At 54.2% G+C, this 26489-nt stretch carries 25 protein-coding genes; 9 read left to right on the forward strand and 16 right to left on the reverse strand.

From position 1 onward, the window contains the following. Positions 1-10 precede the first annotated feature (10 nt). The 3 genes from mnmE to ACEWL3_RS00455 all read right to left on the reverse strand — a co-directional run bounded on the left by mnmE (position 11) and on the right by ACEWL3_RS00455 (position 3177). A complete protein-coding gene (gene mnmE / locus ACEWL3_RS00445) occupies positions 11-1297 on the reverse strand; it encodes a tRNA uridine-5-carboxymethylaminomethyl(34) synthesis GTPase MnmE (protein WP_386177072.1) in 1287 nt (428 codons plus the stop codon). 31 nt (positions 1298-1328) lie between these two features. After that, a complete protein-coding gene (gene rho, locus ACEWL3_RS00450; protein ID WP_386177073.1) occupies positions 1329-2600 on the reverse strand; it encodes a transcription termination factor Rho in 1272 nt (423 codons plus the stop codon). Positions 2601-2727: 127 nt separating this feature from the next. Next, positions 2728-3177 (reverse strand): CopD family protein, encoded by a 450-nt coding sequence (locus ACEWL3_RS00455; RefSeq protein ID WP_386177074.1) that lies wholly within the window; start codon positions 3175-3177, stop codon positions 2728-2730. Between the two features lie 394 nt (positions 3178-3571). Between ACEWL3_RS00455 and ACEWL3_RS00460 the strand changes: the two genes are divergently transcribed. Genes ACEWL3_RS00460 through dnaQ form a run of 4 tightly spaced genes read left to right on the forward strand, consistent with a single transcriptional unit; the run spans position 3572 to position 6270 of the window. Further along, positions 3572-4171 carry a Maf family protein gene (locus ACEWL3_RS00460; RefSeq protein WP_386177075.1) on the forward strand — a complete coding sequence of 200 codons (600 nt, stop codon included), beginning with the start codon at positions 3572-3574 and terminating at the stop codon, positions 4169-4171. Next, positions 4168-5001 carry a shikimate dehydrogenase gene (locus ACEWL3_RS00465; protein ID WP_386177076.1) on the forward strand — a complete coding sequence of 278 codons (834 nt, stop codon included), beginning with the start codon at positions 4168-4170 and terminating at the stop codon, positions 4999-5001. Before ACEWL3_RS00460 ends, ACEWL3_RS00465 begins: the two co-directional genes overlap by 4 nt. Continuing rightward, positions 5001-5591, forward strand: a complete 591-nt coding sequence (gene coaE, locus ACEWL3_RS00470; RefSeq protein WP_386177077.1) for a dephospho-CoA kinase — start codon at positions 5001-5003, stop codon at positions 5589-5591. Before ACEWL3_RS00465 ends, coaE begins: the two co-directional genes overlap by 1 nt. After that, entirely contained in the window at positions 5584-6270 is a 687-nt protein-coding gene (gene dnaQ / locus ACEWL3_RS00475; protein ID WP_386177078.1) for a DNA polymerase III subunit epsilon, read from the forward strand. The genes coaE and dnaQ overlap by 8 nt, the downstream gene beginning before the upstream one ends. Here dnaQ and secB read toward each other — a convergent pair. Both secB and ACEWL3_RS00485 read right to left on the reverse strand, forming a co-directional pair. Then, on the reverse strand, positions 6267-6743 hold the full coding sequence (gene secB, locus ACEWL3_RS00480; RefSeq protein ID WP_386177079.1) for a protein-export chaperone SecB: 477 nt from the start codon (positions 6741-6743) through the stop codon (positions 6267-6269). The genes dnaQ and secB overlap by 4 nt on opposite strands. Positions 6744-6803: 60 nt before the next feature. Then, complete coding sequence (locus tag ACEWL3_RS00485; RefSeq protein WP_386177080.1) at positions 6804-7283, reverse strand: FxsA family protein; 480 nt, start codon at positions 7281-7283, stop codon at positions 6804-6806. 104 nt (positions 7284-7387) lie between these two features. Here ACEWL3_RS00485 and ACEWL3_RS00490 point away from each other — a divergent pair, with 104 nt between their 5' ends. From ACEWL3_RS00490 to ACEWL3_RS00500, 3 genes are read left to right on the forward strand one after another with little or no spacing between them, the layout of a single operon-like run. Continuing rightward, positions 7388-8047 carry a Tim44/TimA family putative adaptor protein gene (locus tag ACEWL3_RS00490; RefSeq protein WP_386177081.1) on the forward strand — a complete coding sequence of 220 codons (660 nt, stop codon included), beginning with the start codon at positions 7388-7390 and terminating at the stop codon, positions 8045-8047. 41 nt (positions 8048-8088) lie between these two features. After that, complete coding sequence (mltA, locus tag ACEWL3_RS00495; protein WP_386177082.1) at positions 8089-9084, forward strand: murein transglycosylase A; 996 nt, start codon at positions 8089-8091, stop codon at positions 9082-9084. 11 nt (positions 9085-9095) lie between these two features. Beyond that, entirely contained in the window at positions 9096-9674 is a 579-nt protein-coding gene (locus ACEWL3_RS00500; RefSeq protein ID WP_386177083.1) for a Smr/MutS family protein, read from the forward strand. On the opposite strand, the gene ACEWL3_RS00505 is transcribed toward ACEWL3_RS00500, so the two are convergent. From ACEWL3_RS00505 to hslV, 3 genes are read right to left on the reverse strand one after another with little or no spacing between them, the layout of a single operon-like run. Then, entirely contained in the window at positions 9671-10888 is a 1218-nt protein-coding gene (locus ACEWL3_RS00505) for an MFS transporter (RefSeq protein WP_386177084.1), read from the reverse strand. The genes ACEWL3_RS00500 and ACEWL3_RS00505 overlap by 4 nt on opposite strands. 38 nt (positions 10889-10926) lie before the next feature. Continuing rightward, positions 10927-12234 carry an ATP-dependent protease ATPase subunit HslU gene (gene hslU, locus ACEWL3_RS00510; RefSeq protein ID WP_386177085.1) on the reverse strand — a complete coding sequence of 436 codons (1308 nt, stop codon included), beginning with the start codon at positions 12232-12234 and terminating at the stop codon, positions 10927-10929. Next, positions 12231-12788 (reverse strand): ATP-dependent protease subunit HslV, encoded by a 558-nt coding sequence (gene hslV, locus ACEWL3_RS00515; protein ID WP_386177086.1) that lies wholly within the window; start codon positions 12786-12788, stop codon positions 12231-12233. The genes hslU and hslV overlap by 4 nt, the downstream gene beginning before the upstream one ends. Before the next feature lie 281 nt (positions 12789-13069). Between hslV and ACEWL3_RS00520 the strand changes: the two genes are divergently transcribed. Beyond that, positions 13070-13795: a capsular polysaccharide export protein, LipB/KpsS family gene (locus ACEWL3_RS00520; RefSeq protein ID WP_435000474.1), complete on the forward strand. Its 726-nt coding sequence runs from the start codon at positions 13070-13072 to the stop codon at positions 13793-13795. Positions 13796-13841: 46 nt separating this feature from the next. On the opposite strand, the gene trxA is transcribed toward ACEWL3_RS00520, so the two are convergent. The 8 genes from trxA to regB all read right to left on the reverse strand — a co-directional run bounded on the left by trxA (position 13842) and on the right by regB (position 25729). Next, positions 13842-14198 carry a thioredoxin gene (gene trxA, locus ACEWL3_RS00525; RefSeq protein ID WP_386177872.1) on the reverse strand — a complete coding sequence of 119 codons (357 nt, stop codon included), beginning with the start codon at positions 14196-14198 and terminating at the stop codon, positions 13842-13844. A 4-nt stretch (positions 14199-14202) separates the two neighbouring features. After that, positions 14203-17556, reverse strand: a complete 3354-nt coding sequence (gene addA, locus ACEWL3_RS00530; RefSeq protein ID WP_386177088.1) for a double-strand break repair helicase AddA — start codon at positions 17554-17556, stop codon at positions 14203-14205. Continuing rightward, positions 17553-20510, reverse strand: coding sequence for a double-strand break repair protein AddB (gene addB, locus ACEWL3_RS00535; RefSeq protein WP_386177089.1), 2958 nt, complete (start codon positions 20508-20510; stop codon positions 17553-17555). Before addB ends, addA begins: the two co-directional genes overlap by 4 nt. Next, positions 20503-21195 carry a nucleotidyltransferase family protein gene (locus ACEWL3_RS00540; RefSeq protein ID WP_386177090.1) on the reverse strand — a complete coding sequence of 231 codons (693 nt, stop codon included), beginning with the start codon at positions 21193-21195 and terminating at the stop codon, positions 20503-20505. The genes addB and ACEWL3_RS00540 overlap by 8 nt, the downstream gene beginning before the upstream one ends. Next, entirely contained in the window at positions 21168-22181 is a 1014-nt protein-coding gene (locus ACEWL3_RS00545; RefSeq protein WP_386177091.1) for an aminoglycoside phosphotransferase family protein, read from the reverse strand. Before ACEWL3_RS00545 ends, ACEWL3_RS00540 begins: the two co-directional genes overlap by 28 nt. Then, on the reverse strand, positions 22178-22645 hold the full coding sequence (tsaE, locus tag ACEWL3_RS00550) for a tRNA (adenosine(37)-N6)-threonylcarbamoyltransferase complex ATPase subunit type 1 TsaE (protein WP_386177092.1): 468 nt from the start codon (positions 22643-22645) through the stop codon (positions 22178-22180). Before tsaE ends, ACEWL3_RS00545 begins: the two co-directional genes overlap by 4 nt. 57 nt (positions 22646-22702) lie before the next feature. After that, entirely contained in the window at positions 22703-24220 is a 1518-nt protein-coding gene (locus ACEWL3_RS00555; RefSeq protein WP_386177093.1) for a PAS-domain containing protein, read from the reverse strand. Between the two features lie 123 nt (positions 24221-24343). Beyond that, entirely contained in the window at positions 24344-25729 is a 1386-nt protein-coding gene (gene regB, locus ACEWL3_RS00560; protein ID WP_386177094.1) for a sensor histidine kinase RegB, read from the reverse strand. 99 nt (positions 25730-25828) lie between these two features. Here regB and ACEWL3_RS00565 point away from each other — a divergent pair, with 99 nt between their 5' ends. Further along, positions 25829-26440 (forward strand): SCO family protein, encoded by a 612-nt coding sequence (locus tag ACEWL3_RS00565; protein WP_386177874.1) that lies wholly within the window; start codon positions 25829-25831, stop codon positions 26438-26440. Positions 26441-26489: the final 49 nt, after the last annotated feature.

Below are 26489 nucleotides of genomic sequence, written 5' to 3' on the forward strand. Positions count from 1 at the left end.
AAACACTCCATCATTTGCCCAAACAGAAATTAGCGAAAATTTCGTCCAAAAGGTTTTCCACGTCAATTCGCCCAACCAAAGCCTCGAGCGCACGAATCGCTGAACGCAACTCTTCTGCTGCTATATCATATTGGTCAGGACCACGGTCCAGAACGTCAAAAACAGAATCCAAAAAAGTCGCAGCTTGTTCTAACGATTTCCGGTGCCGTAAATGCGTTGCCAAACCAACTGACGCTGCTCTTTGTGCCAACACTGACTGCACCTGGGCAATCAATTCAGGAATGCCAACACCTGTTTTGCCCGATATCCCGACAGTTGAGGCTGGCAACAAATCCACTTTCGGAGTGACAACAATATCTTCACCAGATGGCGAAATCATCAGTGAGTCCCCTGGTGCAGCCAAAAACACGCGCAAATCCGCGGTCTCTGCCCGCTCAATCGCCCTGCTAATTCCGATTGATTCAACATCATCATCACTGTCCCGCAAACCTGCGGTATCAAGCAGTGTGACAGGCAAACCGCCCAAATCCATGCGGACTTCGATGATATCCCGTGTTGTACCCGCTTTCTCCGATGTAATCGCCGCATCCCGGCCGGCCAGAGCATTCAGTAATGTGGATTTACCAGCATTCGGTGCACCCACAATGGCAACTTCGAAACCCGACCTGACACGCTCAGCAACCTTTGTCCCTTTGACTTCCTTCACGATCTGGGTGCGCACCCCGGACAAAAGCGATCTGACTTCAGGTGTGACATCAACTGGCACGTCTTCATCCGCAAAATCAATTGTCGCTTCAAGCAGCGCTGCAGCTCTGATGAGGTCACTGCGCCACGATTCAACGCGTTGGCCCAGGTGCCCCGACAGTACCCGAAAGGCCTGCTTGCGCTGCGCTTCAGTCTCGGCCTCGATCAGATCACCCAGACCTTCAATCTGGGCCAGATCCATCTTTTCGTTTTCAAGAGCGCGTCGGGTAAACTCCCCGGGCTCTGCCAGCCGGGAATTTGGGAATTGCCCCAGTACATTGAGCACGGCACGCACGACGGCAATGCTCCCATGAAGATGAAATTCTACGACATCTTCGCCGGTAAAACTGTTCGGTCCCGGAAAAAACAGAACAAGCGCCTGATCAATGACCTCGCCATCCAGATCTTTAAGATGGCGCAACCCAGCCAATCTCGCGTCCGGCACGGGACTACAGATCTGCGAAGCGATCTGCTGTGCATCAGGTCCCGAGAGACGCACGACGGAAACGCCTGCACGACCGGGTGCCGTCGCTTGGGCAAAAATCGTGTTCATTTATCATAACCTTTTGTTATTGTTAAATAACTCAGGTATTCATCGAGTCAAAGAAGTCTGAATTCGTCTTGGTTTGTTTCAGTTTACCAATCAGGAATTCGATCGCATCTGTTGTCCCCATCGGGTTCAAAATCCGACGCAGCACAAAGGTCTTTTGCAGATCAATCTTATCAACCAGCAATTCTTCTTTCCGTGTACCCGATTTCAGAATATCCATCGCCGGGAACACGCGTTTGTCCGCAATCTTGCGATCAAGCACAATTTCAGAGTTACCAGTCCCTTTGAATTCTTCAAAGATGACCTCATCCATCCGCGAACCTGTATCAATGAGCGCTGTTGCGATAATCGTCAGCGATCCACCTTCTTCGATGTTACGCGCAGCGCCAAAGAAACGTTTGGGGCGCTGCAGGGCATTCGCATCCACACCACCGGTCAGTACCTTGCCCGACGAGGGCACAACCGTGTTGAACGCACGACCCAGTCGGGTAATCGAATCCAGCAAGATCACCACATCACGCTTGTGTTCAACGAGACGTTTGGCCTTTTCAATTACCATTTCCGAGACTGCCACGTGACGGGTCGCGGGTTCATCAAAGGTCGACGATACAACTTCACCTTTCACAGAGCGTTGCATGTCGGTAACTTCCTCGGGCCGCTCGTCAATCAGCAGCACGATCAGATAGCACTCAGGGTGGTTCTTTTCGATAGAGTTGGCGATATTCTGCAAAAGTACCGTCTTACCTGTCCGTGGCGGTGCCACAATCAAACAGCGCTGGCCTTTACCAATTGGTGAGACCAAATCGATGATGCGCGCCGAACGGTCTTTGATGGTCGGATCATCCACCTCCATCGTCATCCGTTCATCTGGATAAAGTGGCGTCAGGTTCTCAAAGGCGACTTTGTGGCGTGCCTTCTCAGGATCCTCAAAATTGATCTTGGTGACCTCAGTCAGCGCAAAGTATCGCTCGGTATCGTCAGGCGCTTTGATCAGCCCCTCAATGGTATCCCCGGTGCGCAGCGAATGTTGCCGGATCATGTCGGGCGAAACATAGATGTCATCTGGACCCGGAAGATAATTCGCCTCCGGGGAGCGGAGGAAACCAAACCCATCCTGCAACACTTCCAAAACACCATCGCCAGAGATTTCCCAGCCTTCATCCGCGCGCTCGCGCAGAATCTGAAACATCATCTCGCCTTTACGCATCGTTGAGGCGTTTTCGATCTCAAGCTCTTCTGCCATCGCTAGCAGGTTCTTGGGAGTTTGTGCCTTAAGATCGGCAAGGTTCAGAGTGTCAGTTGTCATGGAATATCCTGTTCAGCTGCAGCATGAGTGAGCCGGCTGTTCATGTTTCGAAAATTACAGATGTGCGCCATCCCCGGACGGGGTGGTGGCGCAGATATAGGCAGACCCCGACCCCAAGTCAATCAAATCAGAATTTCACGACAACCGAGAAGACAATGATGATCATCAAAACGGTCGGAACTTCATTCATTATCCGGTAATGACGCCCCGTCAGGGTGTTTTCGCCGCGCCCAAATGATTTTACACGGATCACCAGCCAAGTGTGAAAAACCGTCATCCCAATCACACTTGCAGCTTTGGTCCAGGGCCATATCATCGACCAATCAACGATTCCCGGTGTAAATACCAGACAAAGACCAAAAACCCAGGTGGCGTGCATCGCCGGACGCATGATCACGTTAGAAAGCTTGAATTCCATCATTGCAAAAAGATCATGCGTTTCACCACTGAGGCCTGCCTTTTCGGTGTGATGAACCATGAGCCGGGGCAGATAAAACAACGCTGCCATCCAAGAGATCACTGAAACGATGTGCAGTGCTTTGACCCAAGGGTAAATGAGGGCAAGAATATCTGACATGTTTAACTCCGATCTCTGGCCCCTTCTTATAATAATAAAGAAGATAAGAAAGATGATGTTGTAAGTAGGGGCGCTGAAATCTGTGGATTATTGAGTTATCAGGGTACTTACCCACACGTGGATAAAAGGCCACAGATGAACATCGAAGTTAGATAATAGGTATTTGAAAACAAGTATTTAGACGATGCATGGCCACAAAAAACTGTGGATATCAGATAGGATAACCCAAAAAACCATCGATTCCTCCCGCAGCGCAAGTTTTCCTTATCCGCATCTGTAGGAATCGGTTGAGCGTCCCTGAAACTTTGCGATCCGCAGGTACTTGTATCATCGGACCCGATTATGCAGAACCAGTCCTTAAGTCGTCCTTAATGAGACACACAGGGTTATCCACATGGTTCAGCCTTTCATCCTTGCGTCAGGATCCGAAATCCGGGCAAAGCTGCTCCGGCAGGCTGGAGTTGATCACGTTGCTGAACGCCCCCGCGTTGACGAAGAGATGATCAAGCAGGCGATGTTGGCCGAGACGGCCACACCCCGTGATATCGCGGATGCATTGGCAGAGATAAAAGCGCGCAAAGTCAGCGATAAACATCCAGGTGCGTTGGTTCTGGGCTGCGATCAGGTTTTGGATCATCGGGGGACCCTGTTGTCCAAGCCGGTTGATCGGGATGATGCAGTACGGCAGCTCACCTCATTGCAGGGCGACCGTCACAGCCTGCTCTCAGCGGCGGTTATCTGCGAAGACGGTAAACCGATCTGGCGGCATGTCGGTCAGGTCCGGCTGCGGATGCGGCAGGTCAGCGACAATTATTTGTCCGACTACGTGACGCGAAATTGGGACAGCATTCGACACACGGTAGGGTGCTATAAACTGGAAGAAGAAGGTGTGCGGCTGTTCTCGAATATTGAAGGGGATTACTTTCACGTCTTGGGTATGCCACTTTTGGAACTGCTGAATTATCTTACCCTGCGCGGAGACCTTGCCACATGACATTGCCAAAAATTCCGCTGGCCGGCGTAATCGGCTCGCCAATTGCACATTCCAAATCTCCGCAACTCCATGGTCACTGGCTCAAAACCTATGGGATCGCAGGACATTACATCCCTATGGACGTGGCCAGCAGCAACTTGACCGACGTGATCCGCATGTTGCCAAAAATGGGGTTCGTCGGCGTGAATATAACGATCCCGCACAAGGAAGCGGTGTTGGCGATTGCTGACCTTGTGACCGATCGTGCAATCCTAATTGGTGCCGCCAATACGTTGATTTTCCGCAAAGACGGCAAAATCCACGCTGACAACACGGACGGCTATGGGTTTCTTGAAAACCTTAAAACCGGCGCGCCAGGATGGCAGCCCAAGGCCGGTCCCGCCGCCGTTTTGGGTGCAGGTGGTGCCGCGCGTGCGGTTATTGCATCCCTGCTTGACGCGGGCGTCCCGGAGATCTTCCTGTCAAACCGCACAAGAGTTCGCGCTGAACAGCTAAAGTCAGATTTCGGCAGCCGCGTTCGGGTGTCTGATTGGGTGCAGGCCGGCAATATGCTTGAACACGCGTCCCTAGTGGTGAACACAACCTCGCTGGGGATGTTGGGTAAGGGTGAAATGCGGGTGCCGCTTGACGGACTGAAGCCGGGGACGATTGTGACGGATTTGGTTTATACGCCTCTCAAGACCCGTTTTCTTGAAACCGCAGAACAAATGGGCTGCGTGACCGTTGATGGGCTTGGCATGTTACTTCATCAGGCGGTGCCGGGATTTGAACGCTGGTTTGGAACGCGGCCAGAGGTTGACCGCGCCACACGTGCGGCCGCGCTACGCTGATGTTTCTTTTGGGGCTCACCGGGTCAATAGGGATGGGCAAATCGACGACCGCGCAGATGTTCGCCGATGAAGGATGCGCGGTGTGGGATGCAGATGCGGCGGTGCACAGGCTCTATTCAAAAGGGGGCCCAGCGGTTGATCCGGTTGGTGCCCTTTTCCCGCAAGCGATCGTTGATGGGTGTGTTTCGCGTTCTGAACTGAAAAAGATCATTTCCGAAACACCAGAAGCACTGATTCAGATCGAGCAGATTGTGCATCCTTTGGTCGCAAAAGATCGTTCAGATTTCATCGAGGCGGCGAAAAATGATGTTGTTGTTCTCGACATGCCACTGCTGTTCGAAACCGGAGCAGAGGCTCAAATGGATGCAGTCGTATGTGTCACTGTTTCGGAGGAAATACAGCAAAACCGGGTGATGGAGCGAGGCACAATGACCGCTGAGCAATTTGAGGCGATCAAAGCGAAACAGATGCCAAACGCAGAAAAGTGCGCGCGCGCCGACTACGTAATCGAGACGGACACAATTGATCACGCCCGGCTTCAGGTGCAAGATGTGGTCGCAGATATCAGGGGAAAGCAACGCCATGCGTGAGATCGTTCTAGATACGGAAACCACCGGGTTTGACCCTGAATCCGGTGACCGGATCGTCGAAATCGGTGCGGTTGAGTTGATGGGTCATATGGCGACTGGCGAGACCTTTCATCAATACATCAACCCCGAACGCGCAATGCCGGATGAGGCATTTCAGGTCCATGGTCTTGGCGATGAATTCCTGCGTGACAAGCCCAAATTCGCCCAGATTGGGCAGGCGTTTCTCGACTTTATCGGAGAATCCAAGTTGATCATCCACAATGCTGCATTTGACATCAAATTTTTGAATGCGGAACTGAAATGGATGAACCTGCCACAAATCCCATGGGAACAGGCGATTGATACGCTTGCAATTGCGCGGAAAAGGTTTCCGGGCTCGCCAGCATCTTTGGACGCATTGTGCCGCCGATTTGGCATCGACAACACATCGCGGACTTTGCACGGCGCGCTTTTGGACAGCGAAATTCTGGCCGAAGTCTATCTGGAGCTGATCGGCGGGCGGCAACCAGATTTCGCACTATCCGCAAAACCAGAGCGTAAATCGGGTGATGCGAGTAGTGACTGGACTGCAGCCCCACGACCGACCCCACTGCCCTCGCGGCTGACCGAAAAAGAGGCCGCCGCCCACGCTGACTTCATCAGCAAACTGGGCGACGATGCGATGTGGCGTAGGGGTTAAGCGTCTGCTTTTGGCGGCGTTTCTGCCTGACGGCGGGCAATTTCGCCACGGTAAAGCGCAAGAAAATCAATGTTTTCAAGGTTAAGCGGCGGGAATCCACCATCACGTGTAACGTCGCTGACAACACGACGCAAGAATGGGAAAATCATCCGCGGACATTCGATCATGAGAAAGGGATGAATCTGCTCTTCGGGAACATTTTGAATGTCAAAGATGCCGACATAGTCAATTTCGAACAGGAAAAGCGTCGTGTCGCCGGTTTTGGATTTTGATGTGATATTCAGTTTGATGGCTGACTCGTATTGGTTATCAGCGGTGCGTTTCTTGGCGTCAAGATTGACCTGAACCTGGATGTCGGGCTGCACATCTGTGGGCGCGCCTTTTTGCGCCATGATGTTCTCAAAGGACATATCGCGAATGAATTGACCCAAGACACGCATTTGCGGCGCTTTTGGTTGTTCTGCTTCTGCCATGATTGGCTCCCTCAGCTTAAAATCAGATTTACGCGGCCTTATCAGGTTGCCCCGCCACCCTCAATGCTTTGTCCATCCAGACGGGCCCTTGGACTTGGCTTCTTCTTCTGAAATCTCGTGGTATTCCCCGTCAATCACATCACCTCTGGCAGATTGCCTTCTGGGACCTGTGCCGGGCGCATCAAAGCTTTGTATATTCACGCGAGACCGGATCGCATTGAACGCGGCTTGTCTGATCTGGGGTACAAGGAACGAAAATCCGACGGCATCCGTAAAGAAACCCGGTGTCAACAAAAGCGCACCAGCGAACAGGATCATTGCACCATGCACCAAAGGTTCAGTGGGATCACGCATATCAGAGAACGACGACCGCAGTTGCCCCAGCGCCATGGCACCCTGTGTCCGAACAAGCCAAGTCCCCAAAATCGCCGTGAGAACTACAATTCCCAAGGTCCATCCCAGCCCGATTGCACCACCGATTTGGATAAACAAAGTTATCTCAATCAGCGGAACAGCAATAAACGCGATCAATAGCCACATGGCTTTGGCTCCTTTTGGTGGGGTCAGAGTGGACTTGCCCCTATCAAGCACCTACATAAGACATCGACACGCATGTTTCCATGTTTTGCCCAAAAGAGGTTCCGATGAATTCACCTATGATACAGCTTCTGGTGTTGGCCGGTATTGCCGTATTCCTGATTTTGCGATTGAAAAATGTTCTCGGGACACGGGAAGGTTTTGAAAAACCTCCTGTGACCGATCAAAGTCCGTCACGGCGCACGGGACCGGCCCTTGAAGTGATCCAGGGTGGTCCGGATCTGGACATCACCGATCACGTTGCAGAAGACAGCGATGCGGGCAAAGCCTTGGCCGCAATGAAGCGCATTGAACCTTCATTCGGCGTGAGCGATTTTCTGTCTGGCGCCAAGGGTGCTTACGAGATGATTGTGATGGGATACGAACGTGGTGATCTGGCCGAAATTCAACCATTTCTCTCGGAAGACATCTACGAGAGCTTTGTTGACGGCGTTGCCGCCCGCGAGGATCAGGGCCTGACCATTGAAGCCAACTTTATCGGCGTACGAGAGACAACGCTGGTGAATGCCTCACTTGATCCTGATACCAAAGAGGCAGAAATGACCATTCGCTTTGGTGCCGAACTGACGTCAGCAGTGCGGGACAAAGGCGGAGATATAATCGAAGGCAGCTTAACAGAAATCAAACGTCAAAAAGATACATGGGTATTTGCCCGTATCATGGGCTCGGATGATCCAAATTGGTTGTTGGTTTCCACAGACGGGTAGGCCATGCGATTTGCGCATTGGCATGGATTGGGGCGGTCTTTATGACCAGCCCCGCCAGCGCTTCAGATGTGCGGTATCAGGTCTTGGAATTTGATCAGCTGGACGGGTGGGCACAGGATGATCATGCCCAGGCTCTAAAGGTTTTTCTGAACACCTGTCGCGATATGAAAGACCCCGACTGGCGCGCGCTGTGCAAGTTTGCCGAGGCTGATCCCGATCCGCGCCAGTTCTTTGAGCTGTTTTTTCGTCCTGTGCTGATTGATGATGGTAATGACGCAATGTTCACCGGGTATTTTGAACCCGAATTGGACGGTGATCTTTATCAATCCGCCCGGTTTCGATACCCGATTTATGCCATGCCACCTGAGGCCCTCAAGTCAAACCCGTGGTTCACCCGGCGTCAAATCCTTGGCACAGACATTATGAAGGGCCGCGGGCTTGAAATTGCCTGGGTCGACGACCCGGTTGAGCTTTTCTTTTTGCAAATTCAAGGGTCTGGCCGAGTGCGGCTTCCGAACGGACAGTTCCTTCGCGTTGGCTATCGTGGGGCCAACGGGCATCCATATCGATCTATCGGCGTCGAATTGGTCAGGCGAGGTGTCTATGATGCCCATCAGGTCAGCGCAGATGTGATCAAAAGCTGGGTGCGGCGCAATCCCGACGAGGGGCGGGAACTCTTGTTGCACAACCCGTCATATGTGTTTTTTCGTGAAGTCAGCAAAGTGCCCTCTGATGAGGGGCCTTTGGGTGCAATGAACCGATCGGTCACGGCGATGCGGACAATTGCGGTTGATCCAAGCTATGTGCAACTCGGTGCGCCCGTCTGGATCGAAAAGGAAGGCGAAAAACCTTTGCACCGTTTGATGATCGCCCAAGATACCGGGTCTGCGATCAAAGGTGCTCAACGCGCCGATGTATTTTTTGGGACAGGTGACAAGGCAGGCCGCGAGGCTGGCAGATTACGCGATCCGGGCCGCATGTTGGTATTGATGCCAATCCAGCGCGCATATGCGCTTTTGCCTGAAAGTGCGATATGAAGCGGGGCCGAATGCAGGGTAGATTAAACGAGGACGATCTGGAGCTATGGCGCAAAGTGACCGAGCGGACAGAGCGTTTGGACCTGAAGAAACTATTCACGCCCGAAATTGACGCCCCTGCCCCTGCGCTTACCACATTGCGCAAATCAAAACCTGTTGTGATGCGAAAGCCCGAGGGGAAACTGCGCCGCTTGCCGCACAATCTAGCACCATCGCTGCCAGATCAAATCAGCAGTGCGCCGGTTCAGATGGACCAAAAGGCATTTGGTAAACTCAAACGTGGCAAGCTCAAGCCGGAAGGGCGGATTGATCTGCACGGCATGACGCTGGATCACGCGCATCCAATACTCACCAAGTTTATCCTGTCTGCGCACGCCCGTGGTAAGCGGTTGGTGTTGGTGATCACCGGCAAGGGCAAGTTACGGGATGATGGCGGCCCCATTCCCGTTCGGCACGGCGTGCTGCGGCATCAAGTCCCACAATGGCTGGCGAAGCCGCCACTGTCATCGGCGGTATTGCAAATCACCCAAGCGCACGTAAGCCATGGCGGCGGCGGCGCCTATTATGTCTATCTCAGAAGACACCGCTAACGGCCCAGTGCTGGTCGATATTTGACGATGCCCCATGTTGCGAGGCCTGCGGCAAGGACGTAATAGACCGCAATCGGGATCATCTGTTCCGGGAATGTGATGCCCAGATCAATGAACGCCCCTGTGACGCCCGGCCCGATTGCGGATCCAAATACCATAAGCGCCGCTGCCACAGCCTTGATCGCACCGATATGCCTGGTCCCATAATATTCTGGCCAGAACGCCGATGCACCGGTCGATTGTATGCCCTGCCCTACACCAAATATCACCAACCCGACACCAGCCATGAACAGCGTATCGGCATAGGCCAACACCGCAAAGGACAGCGCAAAGGGTAACATCTGAAACGGGACAACCCGGCTGACCCCAAACCGGTCGATGGCCCACCCTGAGGTAAAGGTCGCGATCACTGCGGACAGGACATAGGTCGGCATAAGCGAAACATAGGCAACCAGCTCCCATCCCTTAACTTCGGTAAAGTGAACCTGTTGAAAAAACAGCGCCGTTCCCCATGCTGACGGACCAACAATCAGCGGTATCATCAACCAGAACAGACCTGATTTGAGGACCTCAGCCCGCGCCCAGTGTCGGCCATGCATGCCAGCAATCTGCGCCTCTTTCGCCATGGACTGGGGCGTGCGTTCCTGACGCAACAGCAGCATGAGCACCGGAATGGTAATCACCACAAGCACAGCCGCGATGACCCAAAGACTGCGCCAATGAAAAACAGCAAAGAGCGCCACAAAAATGATCGGGAGAAACGCCTGTCCAATGGCAAATCCCATCGACGAAATAGAAAGCGCCTTGCCGCGCGCCGCCTCGAACCAACGCACCATCGCCACCGCGCCAAGCTGTGACAACATCCCCTGCCCGGTAAAGCGCAGCGCAAAGATTACAAAGATCAGGCCAACCCAGTTTGGCACAGCTGCCATCGCAAGGCAGGCCATCGCAAGACCGATCATCACGCCAAATGCCAAGGCGCGTACCCTGAAATTGTCAGTCAATACTCCGGCCCAGATCATCACCACCGCAGACAGGGTTGTGCCAATGGTATAGATGCCGCCCCACTGCCCATCGCTTAGCCCGAACTCGCCCTTGATCTCACCCGCAAACAGCGAGATGAAATAGGTCTGCCCATAAGACGAGGTGAACGTCAGCAAAAAGCCGGCGAGCAGGAACAGCCAATTCAGTCTAAGGAAGCGGAGGTAACCCATACCCCCTGAATTTCAGGGACATGGCGAAATGAAAAGCCCTAAAGCACGTATCGGCTGAGGTCAGTCGATCTGGTCAGCGCGCCAAGGTTTGCTTCCACGAAATCTGCATTCACCTCGATCGCCTCGCCTGCCCGATCCGGCGCGGTAAAGGACAACTCCTCAAACACCCGCTCCATCACGGTATAAAGACGTCGTGCACCAATGTTTTCAATGGATTGATTGACGTCTGCCGCGATCTTGGCCAGCGCCGCGATACCATCCGATGTAAAGCTGACAGTGACCTCTTCGGTTCCCATTAAGGCTGTATATTGCAAGGTCAGCGCGTTGTCGGTTTCCGTCAGGATGCGCACGAAATCTTCTTCAGTCAACGCACGCAATTCAACGCGGATTGGCAAGCGGCCCTGAAGTTCCGGCAACAGGTCTGATGGTTTTGCAATATGGAACGCGCCGGACGCAATAAAGAGAACATGATCGGTTTTCACGGGGCCGTATTTGGTGCTGACGGTCGTGCCTTCGATCAGGGGCAGCAAATCGCGCTGTACCCCTTCGCGGCTGACATCACCACCGCGTGCATCCGACCGCGCACAAACCTTGTCAATCTCATCCAGAAACACGATGCCGTTCTGTTCAACCGCCTCAATCGCGGCGCGGTTCACGGATTCATCGTCCAACAGTTTGTCGGCCTCTTCCCCGATCAGGATGTCATAGCTGTCAGATACGGAAAGGCGTTTCCTTGTTGTACGGCCGCCCATCGCCTTGCCAAAAATATCACCGAGATTCAGCATGCCAGCACCGCCACCAGGCTGCCCCGGAATATCCATCATCTGAAACGGATTTGAGGTCTCGGCAATGTCTAGGTCGATCATCGTATTGTCCAGTTCACCCGCCCGGAGCTTTTTGCGAAACATCTCGCGGGTGCCGCCACGTGAATCAGTGCCTGCGATGGCATCAATCACCCGCTCTTCAGCGGCACCTTCCGCCTTGGCTTTGACGTCTTCGCGCATGTGTTCGCGCACCATGATGATGGCCCCGTCCACGAGATCGCGAATGATCTGTTCCACATCGCGCCCGACATAGCCAACTTCGGTAAATTTGGTCGCCTCAACCTTGAGGAATGGCGCGCGCGCAAGTTTTGCCAAACGGCGGCTGATCTCTGTTTTACCGACGCCTGTCGGCCCAATCATCAGAATATTCTTCGGATAGACTTCGTCACGCAGATCATCGGCCAGTTGTTTGCGCCGCCAGCGATTGCGCAGCGCTACAGCTACGGCGCGTTTTGCATCGTTTTGACCAATGATAAACCGGTCCAGTTCTGAAACGATTTCGCGCGGAGTTAAGTCAGTCATTTGCCAATCTTTTCTACAGTCAGGTTGCCATTGGTATAGACGCAGATATCCGCTGCAATCGCCATCGCGGCGCGGGCGATGCTTTCAGCGTCTTTATCCATGTCCATCATGCCGCGCGCGGCAGCCAGTGCATAATTTCCGCCTGAACCAATTGCTGCGACATTGTGTTCTGGCTCCAGCACATCACCGGCACCCGTAATCACCAGCAATTCGGTGCCATCGGTTACAATCAACATCGCCTCAAGCTTTTGCAGATATTTGTCCGTCCGCCAGTCCTTTGCCAATTCAACGCTTGCGCGCGCCAATTGACCGGGCATTGCCTCAAGCTTGGTTTCCAGTCTTTCCAGCAAGGTGAAAGCATCAGCCGTAGATCCGGCAAAGCCAGCAACCACGTCGAATCCGCCGGGGGAAAGCCGGCGCACCTTTCGGGCGGTTCCCTTGATCACGGTTTGGCCAAGGCTGACCTGACCGTCACCGGCGATGACAACTTCGTCGCCTTTTTTAACGCCAATGATCGTTGTCCCATGCCAGCCGGGAAAATCCTGTTTTGCCACCTGCGACCTCCTTTTGTCTGAGGTCTATATGGCCCCCACATCTCTTCGGCACAAGGGCGGTACCCCTTGTGAGCCTATTGGCCCGGCGATAGCGTTGTGCCATGAATGATGAACAGGCCGTGTGTATCTATCTTGAGGAACCTCTGCTTAAAAGTGCGGAGGCCGGAGAGCACAATTTCATCAATTTGGTCGTTGATGTCTTAAAAAACGCCCGGTTTAGGGTCGATTTATGCGATATCAAAAGAATGGGCACACGAGCCGGGAGATATTCTCTGTCCCATATGGTCGAACCGCCAGATGTGCATGGCCTCGTCTTTCGCAGAGTATATCATTATCCGTTCTGGCAGATCGAGCAGACAAATGAGCGTTGGCATTGGGATGTCGCCAAGGCCCCGTTTGATCCCAACTTCACGGCCCCTGATGCGGCGCGGTTTTATCGGTTCTGGCAAAAAAGATTGTTCGCAAATGCTCCGGATCAAACCCGAAGGGACGGGTACATTTACGTCCCGCTGCAAGGTCGACTGAACCAACACCGCAGTTTTCAGTCGTGTTCTCCGATTGAGATGATTGAGGCCTGCCTGGACCATAATCCTCAGCGAGACGTCATCGCAACATTGCACCCCAAAGAGCACTATTCAGCTGGCGAACTTGCTAAATTAGACGCGCTACAAAGCAAACACGCGCGGATGTCCATTCACACCGGCGATATGGTTCGTCATCTGCAGCATTGCGATTATGTGGTGACCCAAAATTCAAGCGCTGCATTTTCAGGGTATTTTTTTGGCAAACCTGCACTGCTGTTTGCCAAGGTTGATTTTCACCATATCGCGGAATCCGCGGATATGGGCAATTTGGCCCAAAGTTTTGAAGATACAGCGCAATTACGCCCGGCTTATGACACTTTCATTTGGTGGTTCTGGCAACAACAATCCATCAACGCAGGCCGCGACGACGCCCGCGACAAGATATCAGCCCGCCTTAAACGGTTTGGGTGGCCCATAAACTAAGGGCGCCCAAATTGGACGCCCCTTACTATTCCAATGCCGTCAATTCTCAGACTGACTCTTCGATCCAGCTTTGCAAAGCTGCCTTTGGACGGGCCCCCGCCATGTTTGATACAACTTCCCCATTTTTGAAGATGAAAAGCGCCGGAATTCCGCGCACGCCCATTTGCGCGGGGGAATTTGGGTTCTCATCCACGTTCACTTTGACGATTTTTACCTTGCCGTCCATTTCCTTGGACAATTCTTCCAAAGCGGGCCCAATTTGCTTGCACGGGCCGCACCATTCGGCCCAGAAATCCACCACTACGGGGATATCGGAATTTTTGACTTCGGCGTCGAATGTATCGTCGGTGACTGCGACGGTGGCCATGATGTTCTCCTGACAGGATGAAGTGCGTTGAGAAATGAACCTAAGAACCCACGCCCGTGTCGTCAAGATATGGCGAACGTTCAAGCGCTGATGTCACAATATTGTGGGGCAATACCATCAGCTCCTGACGAGCGGTCCACAGAATAGCGGTTCGGATTTCGTGATTTGGATAGATTTGTGCTAGGACATGTGCATAGGCCCCCATCTGCCGGAGCAGCCCTTCGGGGCATGCTTCAGGACTTTGGGGGACAACACGATTGGTTTTGAAATCGACGGCAAGGATAGTGTTTTCTGAAACAAGCAGGCGGTCAATTGTGCCGTGAACACGACGGGCACCGATAGTCCCTGTGACGGCGACTTCGGCCAGAGTGCCAGGGCCAAATATATGTGAAAGATCGGGTGCATTTAACACAGTGCTGGCCTCACGTTGGGCATTTGCCAAAACGCCCGGGTCAATCCCAGCGCCAAGCTCTGCCCGGCTATGTGCATGTTCCAGCAGCAGATGCACCAAGGATCCGTAAGACTTTGCCGTTTCCTGATCTGCGCCATCCTCCCCCGGTAGCGCCTTAGCGCCCCCTAACTCAGAGGGCGATAATGTCTTTGGAATTTCGACGATCATCAAGGCTGGCTGCAGGAAAACAGGCTCTAACACAGGTTGTTCTGCGGTATTCTGCGGCACTCCACCCATTGGCAATCCGTCCCAATCGCCTTCTTCAAACCTGACAGCGCCCTTTGTTCCTACGGGCACGCCATTCACGTGACCCATTGCCGCCTGCGTGATTTGATACCAGGAACTGCTGTCTTTCGACAGGTCGCCCGCCGCCGCAACAATCAGCCATTTTTCGGCGCGGGTCATCGCGACATAGAGCAGCCGCAGCCGTTCCTCAAATTGTGAGAATTTCATGCCTTCGACGCTGTTCCTCATGGCGCTGGGCATCTCGTCGATGCTGACTTTCCAGACCGGTACGCCTTCCATCTTGATGATCTCATCTTTGATCGTGATATCCCTTCGGCCTGTATCCGGCAGGATTACAATCGGCGCTTCAAGCCCTTTTGCGCCATGAACTGTCATCACCCTGATCTGGTTAGATGACGCGTCGATCTGGCGCTTGATCTCAAGATCATCGGTCTGCATCCATTCCAGAAATCCGGTCAGGCTCGGAACATTATTGCGTTCATAGGTCAACGCCTGCGTCAGCAATGCGTTTATGCCATCCTCCGCCTCTGGCCCCAACCGCGCCAGCAGCTTGGCACGCCCACGATGTCGGGTGAGAATCCGCTCGATCAAGTCGTAGGGCCGCAGAAAATCGACCTGCGCACGCAAGTCGCGCAGCACGGCAATCGTCTCAGGGAACTCCTCGGTTCGCTTTCGCAAAGATTGCCAAACACGATCCTCGGTTCTGCGGTGTGTGAGGTCAAAAAGGCTCTGCTCGTCCCATCCGAACAGGGGTGATTTGAGCGCGGTCGCCAAGGCTAGATCGTCGTCCGGCGTGGTCAGAAACGACAACAAGGCGGCCAGATCTTTGACAGCCAGTTCCGCACCCACCTTGAGCCGGTCTGCGCCTGCAATCGGCAGATCGGCTGCCTTACACGCCCGGATAATTTCCGAAAACAAAGGCGAGCGGCGCTGCACCAATATCAGAAAATCGCCAGGCTGGATTCGACGCTTGTAAAGGGCCCCATTGCCCTTCCTGTCATCGGGAATGAAATGTTCCCCTTGGGTCAACTTCTTGATATGTGCCGCGATCTGTTCAGCCAGAATGACCGTGTGATGCTGTGTGCTGCGTCGATCAACGGGATCCGTCCAAACATGGTCATCGTCAGCCGCGGATCTTTCGACCAAAGGCCATAGATCAACGCGCCCCGGCAAATCAGATTTGAAGGGTTTGTGCAGGGTCTCTTTATCAAATCCCGGCTGAACCCGAGAATCCAGTGCGGTATCCACCATCCGTAAGATCGCGCTGGAAGATCGAAAGGAATAATCAAGACTGCGGTGCTGAAACATCTGCCCGGCATCTGTGATTGTGCGTTCAAATATGGTGCTCTTGCGGTCAAATTCACGCGGATCGGCACCTTGGAAGGAATAGATGGATTGCTTTTTGTCCCCCACGACAAACAGTGTCCGCTTAACACCTTCGCGTGCGCTGGCCCCGCGGTAAAATTCATCTGTTAGCTTTTCGACAACATCCCATTGGCGTGGAGACGTATCCTGAGCCTCATCGACAAGAATGTGATCAATGCCACCGTCGATGCGGTAAAGAACCCACGCTGCAACGGCCTTGTCAGTCAAGAGCGCACGGGTCTTGAGGATCAAATCATCAAAATCCAACCACCCGCGCAGTTGTTTTTGCGCCTCGTAATGTATCAGAAACGCATGGGCGAACCGATGCAGAACGGCAGATTTTTCGGCTGCTAATAGCGCAAGTCTTGCGTCGCGGGCGTCTTCGACGCGCTGCATAAGCGCGTCAAGATCGGCCATCAGATGCGCAATGACGCCCTGTGTCGGTTTGGTCGGAAAGCTGCCGATTTTCGCAGTAAAGGGCGCGTTTGCACTGCCACCGGTTAAGAAAACCTTCTCTAATGTTGGCAATGCAGACATATCGAACTGCGACACTGTGCCAAGTGTTTCCCCGTCCCTAAGGTCATTGCCGCCTTTCGCATGCAAATGCGGGATCATCTGAGTGATCAGATCGTGTTCATTTCCGTCAAAGACCGCCGCTTCGATCTTTTCCCAAGTCAGGTCCTGTGGCTGATCGAATAGCACCAGAATATCGGGTGTAGTGAGTGGTTCGAGAAAAGCATCCCTTTGGTTCACGATGCTCCGGGTCAGCTTGGAAAAATCCTCACCAGTGTAGTGCCGTGCGACATCAGCGATCAGCTGCGACTGACTGCCCTCGGCCATACTATCCACGATCTCGGCGCGCAGCAGGTCGGCGGCACGATCCTCAATCTCGGAAAACTGCGGATTAACCCCGGCTTCAAGTGGAAAGCGGCGCAGGAGAGATGCACAAAAAGAGTGGATTGTCTGAATTTTCAACCCGCCCGGTGTCTCGATTGCGCGCGCAAAAAGGGTGCGCGCATCGCGAAGCCTGTCTGGCGCAAGAACGTCAGTGATACCAAGGTCGGCCAACGATATGCGCAGCGCGTCGTCTTCCAGCATCGCCCATTCGCCCAACCGCTTGAACAGCCGGTTTTGCATCTCCGACGCGGCGGCCTTGGTATAGGTCAGGCACAAGATTTGCTGCGGCTCGACCTTGTCCAGCAACAGCCGTGCAACCCGATCAGTCAGAACCCGCGTTTTGCCCGACCCTGCATTTGCTGTCAGCCAGGTTGACGCATCAGGACGGGCGGCATCAATCTGTGCGCGGGTGGCATCATCAAAACGCGCGGTCATTTCAAATCCTCGGGCGTCGGCTTTGTCGTGCCATCCCATTCGCCAAAGCGTGCAAGCTGGTCATAATCGCCTGCAGCCTCTTCTATTTTCACAATCCGTCGCGCCGTAAAGCCTTGGGTTTCATCAAGGTATTTTGATATCAATTCGTGTAACCCGCGCAGCACTTCAACGGGTGGTTCTTCGTCCAGCGGCGCAGCAATTTCGACGGGTTTTGCACCCAACCCGATGAACGCAGCATGGGCCACCGAAACGGTGCCGACCTCTTTGAACCCGCCTTCTTCGACCATCGCCGCCTCGATCAGCAATTGCTTATCAAAAACCCGCTGTTCTTTTTTAGACGGGGGCGTGCCGGTCTTGTAGTCATAGATCAAAGCATCGCCATCATTGGTTACATCAATCCTGTCGGCATATCCGGTCAACGTGAACCCCAGATCAGCAAACACATGCGTCCCACGCGCGCCTTTCTCAAACGCAACGGGGCTGGAATAGCTTTGTCGCCGCTTTTCATTTTCAATGAACCAATCCGCAAAGCGTTCGATCCGCGCCATCCACATAAGCCGCGCGGCGGGCCAGGGTGCCTCAACCGCCAGCACCTCGGCAGCAATTTCCAAGAGGCGCTCTTTGGTCAAGCGGGCAGGGTCCGCAGAAATTGATTTCACAAACCGTTCCATCACCTCGTGCAGGACGATGCCGCGCACAGGCGCGTCGGGCGATTGCACCAAGGGATTGACCGTCCGCAATCGCAAAGTGTGTTTCGCATAGATCGCATAGGGGTCGCGGATCAGGCGTTTGATTTCAGTCACCGAAAGCCCATGCGGGCGCGCAGATCGCGGTGGTCGCGGTGACGGTCGAATAGCGGCGGGTGTCCTTTGGATCGCTTCGAGGGCGCGCACTTGGTCCAGCCATTTTGCACCGCGGGCCTGCATCGCCTCCCACGCGTCGGGGCCGCCGTTTTTCGGCAGTCCATTCAATAGGTTGCCCAACCGGTTCAGCCATCTGGACGGCACTGTTTCCGCTTCATCCGACCTGATGGCGCGGGTCAACCACACCTCTGGCGCGGCGATAGCCTGTTGGTAATCATGCGCAGAAAGGCCAATGCGCCTTTCAGGTAAAAGCAGCCCCACCTTGAGCCGCATCTGTCGATTAAGCCACGGGTCTGGGGGCGGTGCTTCAGGCCAGGTGCCATCATTCAAACCACCCATAATCACCAAATCAGCACCTTGAACGCGCGCCTCCAATGTACCCCAGATCATGATGTCGGGATGCGGTGCATCGCGGTCGCGCACTTCACCTGTCGCAAGCAATGCCCCGACAAGGTCAGCATAATCAGATGCGGTCATTTCCCCGCCATACTCGGCCTGCGCTGCGAGGTCCGCCATGACGTCTTGTGCTTTTTGCCCGGCCTTGCGATTCCACAATTCGTTGTCGACCGTTTTTGATCGACCTGCTGCAACCGCATTGGCAAGCTTCAAATGATCAGCAACCCATTCTGTCAGCGTTTTGTCACCCTTGCCATCATGGGCGGTAAAGGTTGCCGCGACCCAATCCGCCCAGGCAAGAAAATCAGCAGGGCCTGATTGTTTGTCTGCCGCTTTCGCAGCGATCCGTGACAAGCCGTCGGCGTCAACATAAGGCAACCCATCCCGCCTGATCTGCATATCAAGCCGTTGCGTATTGAGTTGATGTTCATTGCGGTCGGCATCGCTGTGGGTCAGCGGATGTTTCAGAAGCGTCAACAGCGCCTCGGCATCCAGCCGCCTGACAAACAGCGCCGCAACATGGCGCAAGAAACGGCCCGGCGGAGAAAGCTGAAGCGGTGTGCCTGCGCTGTCGTCAGGCAGGATATCCCACCGATCCAAGGCCGAGGTCACTTGCCGCGTCAGCATCCGATCCGGCGTGATAAGGGCAGCGGTCTTGCCCTCCTCAACCGCCTTGCGCAAGCGCAGGGCAATGGCGAGCGCCTCAATGCGCGGTGTCGGTGCCTCAACCAAGGTTAGATTGGCGGTTGCTGTCTCCAGCCCCTTCAGCTTTGGACCCTCGGTCAGCCATGCGTGTGTCACCGGAGCAGGGCGTAATGACAGGGAAATCAGCGCGTTACGGTCAGGTGATGGTGGCTTTGTCGGTGTCCATTCCTCAATCCCAGCACGGGGCAGATCAAGGGCCCGCATGATATGTCCAAAGCGATATTGGGGGTGGTCCTCGGATAACAATTCCTGATCCAGCGCCGCCCAGACCTTAGTGGGCAGGTCAAAATCAAAACCCGGCAGAATGATCGCCCCTTGCGGAAGCTTTGCCACCGCCTGCATCAACATCGACGTCGTTCCCCGCGATCCGGTAGAACCTGCCAGGATCACCGGGTTGGCTGGTGGTTTCACCTCCCAATGCGCAATGATGCGTTTGACCAGTTGCCTTTGCCGCGCTTCTTTATCTGGCTGGCCTTGTGTTTGATTGAGATAGTTTTGCGCAATGGTGAGAAATCGTTGCGCCCGTTCCCAATGACCCGACTGATCGCTGACATCCAATTCAGCGACAGCGGATGCGGCAACCCCTTCACCCTGCATTTCGTCGATTAGGTTCGCCAGACTATCAGACAATGCATAAAGCGACGATCGCGGCGCAAGCGTGGGGTCCGCGGTGATCAATTTCGACACCAGTTGGACCAGCTCCAACCGCCGGCGAAGCGATGATGTCGCAGGTGGCAATGTGATCCCCGGCACCAGCGTATCAAGATCCGTCACCAGCCGAACGCGCGGCAGGAATCCGGGCGCTCCGTTATCAAAGATATCGCGCAGCCGCCGCGCCATTCGATTGGTGTTCACAATCAAATCAACACGGGCCATCGCATCGGGTGGAGACCCTTCAAGGCGTGCCTGCAGCCCCTGAACCAAAGCCGCTGGAAAATCGACGCCCGGTGCCAAACCAAAGACGCGCGGTCTGTCACTTTGGTTAAACATCGGCATCTGCCAGCAACGATTCAGCAAGCGTTATCCCTGCTGGATGACCAACGTCGCACCACCTCCCCGGATAGCGCAGGCCATACAACCGCTCGTTTTTCAGCATGTCATCCCAAAGCAGGTTCAGCGAAAACGCACCCTCTTTCATCTGGTCAAGGCGGTCAGTCTTTATGATCTGGACCCCGACATAAATCACATCCGGCCCCCGTTTCAGTTTGCCGTTTTCCGCCATTGAGAAATCACCTTTGCCTTCATACCCAACGGCATGGGTCGGTGGGACACACATCAATAGTGCGTCCATCTCATCCGGTTTCCAGGCGGCCGCCAGTTCCAACAAGGGATTTGGCCCGGCCCAGATCGCATCGGTGTTTATGGTATAGACCGGACCACCGCCGAGCTTGGGCAGCGCATTACGCAGCCCGCCCCCCGTTTCGAGGATATCTGGCTGTTCCAGAACCGTGACAACACCTTTGCTCTGCAAATGTTGGTCCAACAGGTCAGGCTTGTAATGAAGGTTTGCCACAATAGGATCGCAGTTGGCCGCACGAGCCAATGCCAATGCATGGTCAATCAGCGGCTTTCCGGCCACATGGATCATCGGTTTTGGCTGGTCTTTTGTCAGGTGCTTCATCCGCGTGCCAAAGCCCGCAGCAAACATCATGATGGCGTTGGGATGGTCGCGCATTGGCTTTTCAGATGCTCCAGATGATCTTGGGTTGGATAGGGCAGGGCGGATTCAATAAATGCGGCCAATGGCGCAAGTTCAGGATGTGTCAGGTTGCGCACAATGTAACCCCAGACCCGCGGGATCAGATCGACATAATGCGGCTTGCCGTCGCGCAGGCAAAGCCGCGAAAATATGCCCATGATGCGCAGATTGCGCTGCACCCCAAGCAACGCATAGGCCGCTCGAAACTCAGCTTCATCTGCACCTGTATTATTCAGATAATGTCCAATCATTTCAGCCTCAATCTCCGGCGCTACATCCCGCCGTGCGTCTTGCAGGATAGACACCACATCGTATGCGGGATGGCCAAGTAATGCATCCTGAAAGTCCAGTAATCCGACTTTCGCCGTACCCCCACGTTCAGGCAGCCACAGCAGGTTTTCTGCATGGTAATCGCGAAGAATGACAACCTTTTGCGCCACGTCCAACCGGGCGGCCAGTGGATGAAACACATCTCGAAAGTGCTGCATGATTTGATCGGTTGATCCGCCTGAATACCATTCAAATGCAGGTTCGGTCATGTCGGTCAGCCAGCCAGCATCGCATATTGGCAGGCTCAGGGGCTCGGCAGTGTGCAAATCAATCAAGACATCCGTTGCCGCACGATAAAGCATACTTTCCTGTTTCGGATCTGCGGCCATCATGCGCGCAAAAAGGGCGTCGCCCAAATCTTCGATCAACAGAAACCCCGCGTCAGGGTCCTTGTTCAATATGTTTGGTGCGCTCAGGCCGATTGCCAAAAGATATTCCGCGATGCGCACGAATGGGCGCACGTCCTCGCCCCGGTTCGGGGGGGCATCCATGAATATCACAGTTGCGCCCGTGGGTGAGGTAAGGCGATCATAGCGGCGGTTAGAAGCATCGCCGGCCAACAAAGTGCTGCGGCTCTGGCCCCAGCCAGAGCGTGCGATGAATTCGTTGGCTTGGGTCGCACGTGACCTCATGATTTCCAACCGGACAGCTTGGCAGGCCACTTTTCATCGTGCCAATGCGCCGTCAATGCCCGCGCGTTTTCGTCAGATCCGGCGACCAGTTCAATGGTCAGCGCGGAGGCAGGTATCAAAGAACCCAATCTGTCTGGCCATTCAATCAGACAGATCGCACTGTCAAAGGCATCGACCACCCCCAACTCTTCCACTTCATTGGCTGACGTGATGCGATACAGATCAGCATGCCAAACCTCGCCCCTGATGGTGTCATAGGTTTGCACCAGCGTAAAAGTCGGTGATGGGATGTCCTGAGGTTCTTTGAGCAATGATTGAATCAATGATCGCGCGAAATGAGTTTTTCCTGCTCCGACGTCGCCGCTTAGCAAGACAACGTCCCCTGCAACCAAAGAGCGCCCCAATTCTGCGGCCCGTTGGGATGTGTCATCAGGATCGGAAAGGGTTAACGTACATTTGGGCATGGCATATGCTTAGCGGCGCTGGCACCCTTCGCAAGGCGAAACAGGCAAAAAGTGGCGTCAGTCCGCAGAATTCGCAGCCAGATCAAGGGCGTGTTTCTGCATCTTTGACTGTACCCGGAATCGCAATAATGTCGCCCCAGACGAAATCGGAGCAAGCTGGCAGGTCACAAGCCCACCGTCGTTAAGGATGACCGGCATATTCCATTCTTCTCGCTCACCAAACGCACCAATATAGTCTTCGACCTTGTGCCAAAGCGGGTTTTTCTCTGATCCGGCTTGCCAAACGGATATGCAGTCAAGGATCGTAACATCAGCAAAAGCAACGTCAGGCTTTTGTTGCCACAACGTATTGTATGCGGCGTTGCTGAAGGTAAGTATCCCACTTGCCGAAAACACAACCAAACCATCGTCAAGCGTGTCTAGCAAAGATTGGCCCAACTCAAGCTCAGCGCGAAAATTGCGTGTCAGGGTCACTTCGGCGCTGATGTCTTCGATCAAAAAAGCGGTCGCCCCATCGGGGTGGGGGCGCCCTTTGACGCTATAGGTCTGGCCGGTTTCCAGGGACCATGTTTCTTGATACCTGCCATCGGATGCTGCGGCGATGACATCAGCTATCTCTTGCCGCCAGTTTAGATAATTCTTGGGTTCCGGCATCCGGCGATTTTCGCGCAACCGGTCAAAGAACGACAGCATTGTTGGGCGTGCGCTTAGAAAATGCGCGGGCAATCCGGTGAGATCAACAAGGGCCGGATTAAAGAGCGCCAGTTGGCCGTTGCGGTCAAAGATGGCCAGCCCGATAGAAAGATGGGCGAATGTTTTGGCGAGCGTTTGCACAAAGTTTCGCTGCGCATTCTCTGCTGAAACCACGGCATTGATGCAGGTTGCATGAAAAACAGTCACGTCGTCCACACAGATCACGGACAGCTCGTACCAGTCAGGTTGTTTCGTAGATTCGGTGCGCAACGAAACGCGTTTGGGCGCATCCTGATCACCCTCCGAGAACAGTCGTATATCAGGGTCAACCGGCCCTCCATGCGCCAGTTGGAAAAGAGCGGCATAGGCGGGGTTGCACCAAAAGACCTTCCCAGACGGGTCTTCTTGCCAGACGGGATTTGGCAGGGATGCGCTGGCGCGGCGCAGATTGATCAACTCTTGCGTGTCTGATTTATTGTTGGCGCTGGCATTTCGCGGTTTTCCCTGCGCAAGCGTGACCCAGCAAAATGCCCCCCGCCACGAAACCTCCAGACGATCGGGCCTGCGGTTATCAGATGCGTGTATCGTCACATTGCCATGCGTCCCAGTACCCGGAAGATCGGAGAACCCCGGAAACCGAGGGACAAGGGTATCGCGCAGATCGTTCCACCCATGGGTCCCCGGTTGCAGAGCGAGCGCAGTCAGCGCGGCATTTGTTCCGTGATGTAAAACCCCGCCATCAAAAAGAAGCGACATTGGCTCATCCGGTTCTGCAAACTGCCGCTTTTGGGACGCCTTGGGGCGCTGTAGAAACCAAACGGCGCAGGCGGCTGACAGCACAGATACGCTCAGCACCACGATCACATCTGACAGTTCAAGCACAGTTGCTTCCTTCACATGGTTAGAAGTGACCAAGTGTTAACTTTTGAGGTTAACAGGTCATTAATGAAGGAGAACGAGTGACCTTTCGGTGCGAAACGTCAGTGCGGCATGATAGATGCAGACTCAGACTGGGATGTGCCGATTTTGACCCAACGGAACCGGGTCATCGCCGTCACGGGCATCTATTGAGTTATGTGGCCAGCTGACTTCGACCACGGCACCTGTTGCTTTTCCCTTGTGCCGTTCGTCAAATCCATTGGCAAACCTCAATGTTGCACCAGACCGTTCAAGCAATGTCTTTGCGATGAAAAGACCCAAGCCCATCCCTTCGTATTCGGGGCGTTCGCCCTTTGCCCGCAAAGCGGAGCCGCGTCGCATAAAAGGATCCCCGATACGGCCAAGTATATGCGCCGGATAACCGCGACCATCATCCATGATCCGCACGGATACGTCCTTGTCGGTCCAATCCGTTTCAATCCAGACATTGTGATCGGCAAAATCAACCCCGTTCTGGATCAGGTTGCGCAACCCGTGGATGATTTCTGGTTTGCGCAATATTGTTGGTGGATTTGGACGGGCCTCATCATCTGAATGGTGGTTAAAATGGACTTGCTTGTCGCGGTAAAGATGGGGTTCTGCCGCCTCAAAAACAACAGCTTCCAGAGGGGCGTGTCGCAAGTGGAGGTCGTCTTTGCCACTGCGGCCCATATCGCGCAGGATGTCACGGCACCTGTCGGCTTGATCGCGAATAAGGGCCGCGTCTTCTGCGAGTTCGGGCAAATCGGCAAGGTCGCTGAGCAATTCAGTGCTGGTCAGTTTGATGGTGGCCAGCGGCGTGCCCAATTCATGTGCGGCGGCTGCGACAACCCCTCCTAAATCGGTCAACTTTTGCTCTCGCGCCAGCGCCATCTGGGTGGCGGCCAACGCGTCGCCCATCGAATGAATTTCGGATGTAACGCGACGGGAATAAGCGCTGGTAAACACAATCGCAATCAGCAGCGCGATCCAATGGCCAAATACAAAAAGCTGCGGTATCCGCAAGACCTCGCCTGTTTCGGTGGTCAAAGGCAAATGTGAGACGGCCAGGAACGACACCGCAACAATGGCAATTGCACACATCACCAAGGTGGAGCGCAAACTGAGCGCGGTTGCCGAAATCGTGACCGGGCCAAGCATCAAAAGCGCAAAGGGGTTGTGCAGCCCCCCGGTAAGAAAAAGCAGAAAGGCGAGCTGCAGAAGGTCAAACAGGACCATTGCAAGGTTCTCTTGCTCGGTCAGTCGTTTGTTTTCAGGAAACACAAAGGTCGCGACCAGATTGCCGATAACGGACACGCCAATTGCCAAATAGCAAAGTCCAAGCTCCAGTTGCAGCCCGTACACAAGCGGGGCAATGGTAACGGCGATGAATTGGCCAGTGATTGCCACCCAGCGCAGCAGGATCATGGTGCGAAGCCTGATCCAATTGGCCCGCGTGCGCGCGCCGAGGGGTCGGATATGTCCCTGCGTCATGAACGCACCTTTGCTCTGTTCGCTATTGCATCAAACGAACTGTAGCGTAGGTCTGCACAGACCCCTAATCAAGAGCGCCATTGGGCACAGGAGGATATGATGAAACGCATGGTCGCTATTTCCGCTGTTGCAGTCACAGCCCTATTTTTGGCCAGCATGGTCTGGTTTTCGCAACGCCAAAGTGGCGATCAATTTGCGCCGTGTCGTTCGTCGGCGGTTGCGGGCGGTGACCTTGGCGGCCCGTTTGAATTGCTTGACAGCAATGGCCAGACAGTCACTGACAAGGATGTGATTACAGAACCTGCGCTTATCTATTTTGGCTACACCTATTGCCCGGATGTTTGCCCGTTGGATGTTGACCGCAATGCCAGCGCTGTCGATATTTTACAGGAACGCGGGCAAAGCGTGACGCCGGTGTTCATTTCAATTGACCCTGCGCGTGACACGCCCGAGGTGGTGGGTGATTTTGCCTCCAACATGCACCCAAAAATGATCGGTCTGACCGGATCGTCAGAACAGATAAAGGCCGCAAGCAACGCTTATCGGACCTATTACAAGTCTCACGAGGCTGAGGATGACGAATACCTCGTTGATCATTCAACATTCAGCTATCTTGTCCTGCCGGAGGTTGGCTTTGTCGAATATTTCCGCCGCGAGGTGACTCCGGAAGAAATGGCCGACAAGATCGGTTGTTTCATCAATAACATGTGAAAATTTGACCTGCGCTGGGGCGCGCCCCATATTGACAAGCAAATGATGA

The organism is Sulfitobacter sediminivivens (assembly GCF_042611115.2).
GTDB classification, from domain to species: domain Bacteria; phylum Pseudomonadota; class Alphaproteobacteria; order Rhodobacterales; family Rhodobacteraceae; genus Sulfitobacter; species Sulfitobacter sediminivivens.

Bases quoted from the DNA above. Each gene is read 5' to 3' on its own strand.
- hslU (WP_386177085.1), bottom strand. From the start codon at position 12,234: ATGACTGACTTAACTCCGCGCGAAATCGTTTCAGAACTGGACCGGTTT.
- ACEWL3_RS00500 (WP_386177083.1), top strand. From the start codon at position 9,096: ATGCAGGGTAGATTAAACGAGGACGATCTGGAGCTATGGCGCAAAGTG.
- dnaQ (WP_386177078.1), top strand. From the start codon at position 5,584: ATGCGTGAGATCGTTCTAGATACGGAAACCACCGGGTTTGACCCTGAA.
- addA (WP_386177088.1), bottom strand. From the start codon at position 17,556: ATGACCGCGCGTTTTGATGATGCCACCCGCGCACAGATTGATGCCGCC.
- ACEWL3_RS00460 (WP_386177075.1), top strand. From the start codon at position 3,572: ATGGTTCAGCCTTTCATCCTTGCGTCAGGATCCGAAATCCGGGCAAAG.
- mnmE (WP_386177072.1), bottom strand. From the start codon at position 1,297: ATGAACACGATTTTTGCCCAAGCGACGGCACCCGGTCGTGCAGGCGTT.
- regB (WP_386177094.1), bottom strand. From the start codon at position 25,729: ATGACGCAGGGACATATCCGACCCCTCGGCGCGCGCACGCGGGCCAAT.
- ACEWL3_RS00565 (WP_386177874.1), top strand. From the start codon at position 25,829: ATGAAACGCATGGTCGCTATTTCCGCTGTTGCAGTCACAGCCCTATTT.
- coaE (WP_386177077.1), top strand. From the start codon at position 5,001: ATGTTTCTTTTGGGGCTCACCGGGTCAATAGGGATGGGCAAATCGACG.
- ACEWL3_RS00465 (WP_386177076.1), top strand. From the start codon at position 4,168: ATGACATTGCCAAAAATTCCGCTGGCCGGCGTAATCGGCTCGCCAATT.
- ACEWL3_RS00540 (WP_386177090.1), bottom strand. From the start codon at position 21,195: ATGCGCGACCATCCCAACGCCATCATGATGTTTGCTGCGGGCTTTGGC.
- tsaE (WP_386177092.1), bottom strand. From the start codon at position 22,645: ATGCCCAAATGTACGTTAACCCTTTCCGATCCTGATGACACATCCCAA.
- mltA (WP_386177082.1), top strand. From the start codon at position 8,089: ATGACCAGCCCCGCCAGCGCTTCAGATGTGCGGTATCAGGTCTTGGAA.
- rho (WP_386177073.1), bottom strand. From the start codon at position 2,600: ATGACAACTGACACTCTGAACCTTGCCGATCTTAAGGCACAAACTCCC.
- ACEWL3_RS00485 (WP_386177080.1), bottom strand. From the start codon at position 7,283: ATGTGGCTATTGATCGCGTTTATTGCTGTTCCGCTGATTGAGATAACT.
- ACEWL3_RS00520 (WP_435000474.1), top strand. From the start codon at position 13,070: ATGGTCGAACCGCCAGATGTGCATGGCCTCGTCTTTCGCAGAGTATAT.
- ACEWL3_RS00545 (WP_386177091.1), bottom strand. From the start codon at position 22,181: ATGAGGTCACGTGCGACCCAAGCCAACGAATTCATCGCACGCTCTGGC.
- addB (WP_386177089.1), bottom strand. From the start codon at position 20,510: ATGTTTAACCAAAGTGACAGACCGCGCGTCTTTGGTTTGGCACCGGGC.
- ACEWL3_RS00455 (WP_386177074.1), bottom strand. From the start codon at position 3,177: ATGTCAGATATTCTTGCCCTCATTTACCCTTGGGTCAAAGCACTGCAC.
- secB (WP_386177079.1), bottom strand. From the start codon at position 6,743: ATGGCAGAAGCAGAACAACCAAAAGCGCCGCAAATGCGTGTCTTGGGT.
- ACEWL3_RS00490 (WP_386177081.1), top strand. From the start codon at position 7,388: ATGAATTCACCTATGATACAGCTTCTGGTGTTGGCCGGTATTGCCGTA.
- ACEWL3_RS00505 (WP_386177084.1), bottom strand. From the start codon at position 10,888: ATGGGTTACCTCCGCTTCCTTAGACTGAATTGGCTGTTCCTGCTCGCC.